Source organism: Spongiactinospora gelatinilytica, from assembly GCF_003236385.1.
Taxonomy (GTDB): domain Bacteria; phylum Actinomycetota; class Actinomycetes; order Streptosporangiales; family Streptosporangiaceae; genus Spongiactinospora; species Spongiactinospora gelatinilytica.
The window spans coordinates 1-5,554 of record NZ_POUA01000448.1; the positions used below are offsets into that span (position 1 = coordinate 1).

Annotated in this window: 6 protein-coding genes; 5 read left to right on the plus strand and 1 reads right to left on the minus strand. The window is 74.0% G+C overall.

The features are described 5' to 3' along the window. On the minus strand, positions 1 to 1,474 hold a 1,474-nt coding region (locus C1I98_RS34335; protein WP_146607819.1), incomplete at its 3' end, for an endonuclease/exonuclease/phosphatase family protein. Between the two features lie 234 nt (positions 1,475 to 1,708). Here C1I98_RS34335 and C1I98_RS34340 point away from each other — a divergent pair. The 5 genes from C1I98_RS34340 (at position 1,709) to C1I98_RS34360 (ending at position 5,536) form a co-directional block, all read left to right on the plus strand. Continuing rightward, positions 1,709 to 1,975: a hypothetical protein gene (locus C1I98_RS34340; RefSeq protein WP_233508426.1), complete on the plus strand. Its 267-nt coding sequence runs from the start codon at positions 1,709 to 1,711 to the stop codon at positions 1,973 to 1,975. Positions 1,976 to 2,060: 85 nt separating this feature from the next. After that, positions 2,061 to 2,783: a FadR/GntR family transcriptional regulator gene (locus C1I98_RS34345; protein WP_111171493.1), complete on the plus strand. Its 723-nt coding sequence runs from the start codon at positions 2,061 to 2,063 to the stop codon at positions 2,781 to 2,783. 84 nt (positions 2,784 to 2,867) lie between these two features. Continuing rightward, the gene (locus C1I98_RS34350) at positions 2,868 to 3,665 is read left to right on the plus strand and encodes a hypothetical protein (RefSeq protein ID WP_111171494.1); all 798 of its coding nucleotides are present in this window, start codon (positions 2,868 to 2,870) and stop codon (positions 3,663 to 3,665) included. A 75-nt stretch (positions 3,666 to 3,740) separates the two neighbouring features. Beyond that, positions 3,741 to 4,751, plus strand: a complete 1,011-nt coding sequence (locus C1I98_RS34355; RefSeq protein WP_111171495.1) for a LacI family DNA-binding transcriptional regulator — start codon at positions 3,741 to 3,743, stop codon at positions 4,749 to 4,751. Then, entirely contained in the window at positions 4,748 to 5,536 is a 789-nt protein-coding gene (locus C1I98_RS34360; protein WP_111171496.1) for a sugar phosphate isomerase/epimerase family protein, read from the plus strand. The genes C1I98_RS34355 and C1I98_RS34360 overlap by 4 nt, the downstream gene beginning before the upstream one ends. The last annotated feature ends 18 nt before the right edge of the window (positions 5,537 to 5,554 follow it).

Here is a 5,554-nt window from a genome sequence, read left to right on the forward strand (position 1 = left end):
GGTGGACGGGCCGCCCGTTCCCGCGCGGTTCGGAGGGGGCGCCGGGGAGGGTCATCGTCCCGGTCGCGGACGGCGGGCCGCCGCCGGCTCCCCGTCCGGTGAGCGGCACCCGCGTGAGGATCAGGTTGCCCGACTGCCGGCCCGCGGCGGGTGCCCAGACCCGCGAGACGGGACGCAGCCGCCTGGTCAGCCACTCGGCGAGATCGACGCCCGCGGCGGCGGGCAGGCCCCTGGCGACCCCTTGGAGCATCACCACGTCGGGGTCGCGCTCCTCGATCAGCCGCGCGATCGCCTCGGGATCGACGGCCGGCGCGCCGGTGACACCGTTCTGGACGTTCCAGGACAGCAGCTTGAACTGCGCGCGGGCCGGTGTCTTGGCCGCAGGGGCGGGGGTGGTGACCAGCGCGATCACCGGGGCGAGCAGCGCCACCGCGCAGCCGCCCGCCAGATGGAACTCGTGCGCGACCGCCCCCTGGGCCCTGGGGCGGCCGAGGTGGGCGGCGAGGGCCAGCATCGCCGTACCTGCCAGCGGCCAGACCAGGCCGGGCACGCCCAGCGGCGTCTCCTGGTGGGCCTGGTAGGGCAGTACGACCACGGCGAAGCCCAGGCCCGCCGCGAGCCCGGCCCAGCCGACCCCCTCGCGTCCGTCTCCGGCGAGGGCGCGGGCCAGCAGCAGCGCCGCGCAGAGCTGGGCCGCCGCCAGCGCGGCCAGGACCACCGGGCCGGTGGCCAGCATGGCGGCGGTGAGCGCGCCGGCCAGCGCGGGCCCGGCGGCCCAAAGGACCCTGCGCCGCCACAGCGCCGCCGCGTGACCGGCCTCCCCGGCCACGACGACGGCGAAGAGCGCGCCGATGATCAGCACCCCGGACGCGGCCGGAAGCGGCACCCCCGCCTGCGAGGCGGCGAAGGCCGGGCTGCCCATCGTGAGCGTGGCCAGCCCGAGGAACGGTCCGACCACCCAGGCACGCGGCCCGGCGGGTATCGCGCCGCGCGGCACCTTCCAGGCGAGCACGAGTGCCGCCGCGCACAGCGCGCCGGTGACGACCCAGGGCAGCGGGCCGGGCTGCCAGATCACGTCCCAGCTGAAGAACAGCGAGCGCACCGCGACGTCCAGCGCGATCCCGGTGGGCAGGCCCGCCGCGGCGGCCCCTCCCTCGGCCCCGCCGACGGTCAGCACCAGCGCGATCATCCCGAGGACGACCGCGGCCAGCCCGAGCGCGTACGGCGGGGCCTCGAACGCCTGGAGCGCCAGGCGGGCCGCGACCAGCCCGGCCACCGAGACGATGACCGCCGAGTCACCGAGCACCCGCCCGAGCGGCCCGGCCAGCACGGATGCGGCCAGGACACCCGCTGCGACGCCCGCCCCGGCCGCCGTCGAGCCGGCGGAAGGCCCGAAGGCCCGCAGCAACTCCAGCAGAATCGCGGTCAACACCGCGATCACCGGGCCCGGTGACCCCGGGGATCGGATACGCATAAACGGCACCTTAAGCCCCATACGCCACTAAAGGCGACAAATAGCCACACTTCGCCCATGCGACCGTTCGGTCACAACCCAGCGTGACCGAACCGCTACCGGCCCGCAATGCCCTTGGCCGACACAGTGGAACTCGGCCGGCCCCCGATCCCCGTTCGAGTGCGGGGGCGGTGCCGAAGGGGTTGTCCATCACGTAGCGCCACGTTCTTCGACAACATCCCCTACGTCGCCACGATGACCCCGATCGTGGAGGACCTGGTCGCGCAGGTCCCCGACCCGGGGGTCGGGCAGCCGCTGTGGTGGGCCTTCGCGTTCGGCGCGGACTTCGGCGGCAACGGCACCGCGGTGGCCGCCAGCGCGAACGTCGTGGCGATCGGGATCGCCGCCCGCACCGGGCACCGGATCAGCTTCTGGCAGTTCACCCGGTACGGCATCATCGTCACGGCGCTCAGCGCGGTGCTGGCCTGGGTCTACATCTGGCTGCGCGACTTCGTGCTCTGACCGGCAGCGGTCGGCCGCCTCATTGGAACATTTACAGACCATTGACGATTTCCAGGGGGTATGTTGGCAAGGGCAGGAGGTGATATTGGAGAACTCACCGCGACTGGACGCCGTGCTGCGGCCGGTGCGTGCGGGAAACGCGTTCGAGGAGACCGTCGAGCGACTGCTGCGGGCCATCAAGCTCGGGGTCGTGCCGCCGGGGGATCGGTTACCGGCCGAACGCGAACTGGCCGTACGGCTCGGCATCAGCCGGGTCACGCTGCGCGAGGCGATCAAGTACCTCGCCGACGCCGGCTACCTCCAGGTGCGCCGCGGCCGGTACGGCGGCGCCTTCGTGATCTACCGGGAGGCCGGCGCCGAACCCGCCGACCTGCGAAAGGCCGTCGCCGACATGGGACAGGGCCTCGCCGACGCGCTCGACTTCCGGATGGCGGTCGAGTGCGGCGCGGCCCAGGTCCTCGCCGCCGCCACGCTCACCACGCACCAGCGCGACACCCTCTGCCGCCGCCTGGCCGACGTCGACGGGTCCGGCCCGGACGACTACCGCCGCCTGGACACCGCCTTCCACCTGTCGATCGCCGAACTCACCGGCTCCACGCTGCTGGCCGGCGCGTGCGCCGACGCACGCCTTCGGGTGGCCCACCTGCTCAACGCGATCCCGATCCTGCAGACCAACATCGACCACGCCGCCGTCCAGCACCGGGCCATCGTCACGGCGATCCTGGTCGGTGACCCGGCGGCGGCCTACCGCGCGGTCGCCGAGCACCTGGAGGCCACCGCCGCGCTGCTGCGCGGATTCCTGGCCTAGCGAATTCCTGGCCTGGCGGATTCCCGGCCTGACGGACGTCCGCACCGCCCGCCGGACCGGCCTACCATCGAAGGCGGGCGATAAATGGGGGACTGGTTCGCGGCACGCATCGTGGACAGCGGCAGACTGCCGCTGTTCTGCTTCTTCGCGGCGTTGATCCTGGCGTTCGTGTTCACCCGCATCAACGTGCGGCTGATCCGGGCCCGGGTGCGCTGGTGGTTCTCCAACGTCAACGTGGGCGACGTCCACGTCCACCACGTGGTGTTCGGCGTGGTGCTGATGCTCTTCGGCGGTGTGTCCGGGCTGGTCGTGGCGGAGGGCTCGGAGGCCTGGCACGCGGTCACCGCGGCCGTCTTCGGCGTCGGCGCGGCGCTGGTGCTCGACGAGTTCGCGCTGATCCTGCACCTGCGCGACGTCTACTGGTCGGAGGAGGGCCGGGCCTCCGTAGACGCCGTCTTCGTGGCCGTCGCGGTGACCGGCATGCTGCTCATCGGGCTGCGTCCGCTGGCCTGGGAGCTACCCGAGCCGCTGAGCACGCTGCCGCTGAGCACGCTGCCGTTCTTCGCGCCCGGCGTCCTGGTGGCGAACCTGCTGCTCGCGGTCGCCACGCTGCTCAAGGGCAAGATCTGGACCGGGCTGGTGGGGCTGTTCGTGCCGGTGCTGCTGGTCGTCGGCGCGGTACGGCTGGCCCGCCCCGCATCGCCGTGGGCGCGCTGGTCCTTCGCCCCCGAAGCGAGCCGGCCCAACCCCGGCAAGATGGCCCGCGCGCTACGCCGCGAACAACGCTGGCGGCACCCGGTGATCCGTGCCAAGATCGCCGTTCAGGAGTTCGTCTCCGGCCGTCACGACCTGCCCTCGCCGCGCCGGATCAAGCGGCACTGAGGCACGGCGGGGACCGTGCGCCGGATTTTTCGGGGGAAACGCTTTCCGGTCGTCCGATTATCCGAAAGGGCAGGCATGCCGCGAGACGCCACACTCGAAGATGTCGCCCGGAGGGCGGGAGTGTCACTGGCCACCGCCTCACGCGTGCTCAACGGCAGTACCCGCCAGGTGGGCAAGGTCCTGCGCGAACGCGTCCAGCGCGCCGCGACCGAGCTGGGCTACACCACCAACCGCGCGGCCCAGGCCCTGGCCCGCAGCGCCAGCGACGTCCTCGGCCTGGTGGTCCACGATCTGTCCGACCCGTACTTCGCCGAGATCGCCAACGCGGTCGTGCGCACCGCCGACGCCCGGGGCCTGACGGTCATGGTCGGCACCACCTTCCGCGACCCCGAGGCCGAGATCGGGTACGTCGCCACGCTGCGCGCCCAGCGGGTACGGGCCATCGTGCTCGCGGGCAGCCGCACCGACGACGAGGCGGTGACCCTGCGGCTGCGCACCGAACTCGGCCGGTTCGCCGCGAGCGGCGGCCGGGCCGCGGTGATCGGCCAGGACCTGCTGGGCGTGGACACCCTCGTGCCCGCCAACCGCACCGGCGCGCGGGCGCTCGCCGTCGCGCTGGCCGGGCTCGGCCACACCCGCTTCGCCGTACTGTCCGGCCCGCCGGGGCTGGTCACCGCCGCCGACCGCCTCGCCGGGTTCGCCGAAGGGCTCGCCGCGCTGGGCCTGCCGCCGCCGCGGGTGGTGCCCGGCGCGTTCGACCGCGACGGCGGGTACGCCGCGGCGGCCCGGCTGTGGTCCGAGGGCACCGACGTGACCTGCCTGTTCGCGGTCAACGACGTGATGGCGACCGGGGCGCTCGCCGCGCTGCGCACGGCCGGCGCGGACGTGCCCGGCGAGATCTCCGTCGCGGGGTTCGACGACATCCCCACCCTGCGCGATCTCACCCCCGGGCTCACGACCGTACGTTTGCCGCTGGCCGGCATGGGGAGACGTGCCGTCGAACTGGCGCTGGGCACCGAGGCCGTGGCCACCGAGTCCGTCGCCGCCGAGGTCGTCATCCGCGAGAGCACCAGGAGGCTGCCATGACGGCACCGTGGCCACTGGCCGTGTCCACCCTCGGCATGCCGGGCGCGGGGTTGCAGGACGCCTGCCTGATCGCCGTGATGGGGCGCTGCGACGGGCTGGAACTGCGCGCGCATCCCGACACCGGCGTCCACGCGGAGATGGGCCAGCCGGAGCGGGCCAGGGCGCGCGGCCTGCTGGCCCGCTCCCGGCTGCGGGCGGCGGCGATCTCCGGATACGTGCGCATCGCGGCCGACGGTCCGGACGAGGCCGTGCTCGGCGCGCTGCGCGCCGACGTGAGCCTGGCCGCCGACCTGGGCGCGCCCTTCGTCCGGGTGTTCCCCGGCGGGGACGGCTCGGCCGAGGACGACGAACGGGCCGCGCGGCGGCTGCGCGCCATCGCGCCGCACGCGCTCGAGACGGGCGTGCGGGTGCTGGTCGAGACGCACGACTCACACCCCACGGGCGCGGCCGTACGACGGCTCCTCGCGGCGGCGGACGAGCCCGGCGCGACCGGGGCCGTCTGGGACATCCTGCACACCTGGCGAGCGGGCGAGACCCCCGCGCAGACGTACGCCGCCCTGCGCGACCACCTGGGCTACGTGCAGATCAAGGACGCGGCCTCCGCCGAGGACCCCACCCCGGTCCCGCTCGGCGAGGGCGGCGTGCCCCTGGACGCCGTCCACGACACCCTGTCCGAGGCCGGCTACGACGGCTGGATCTCCCTGGAGTGGGAACGCACCTGGTACCCCGAAGTCCCCCCGGTCGAGGACATCATCCCCGCCGCCCGCACCTGGACCGCCCGATGACCCTCAGTGGGCATACTG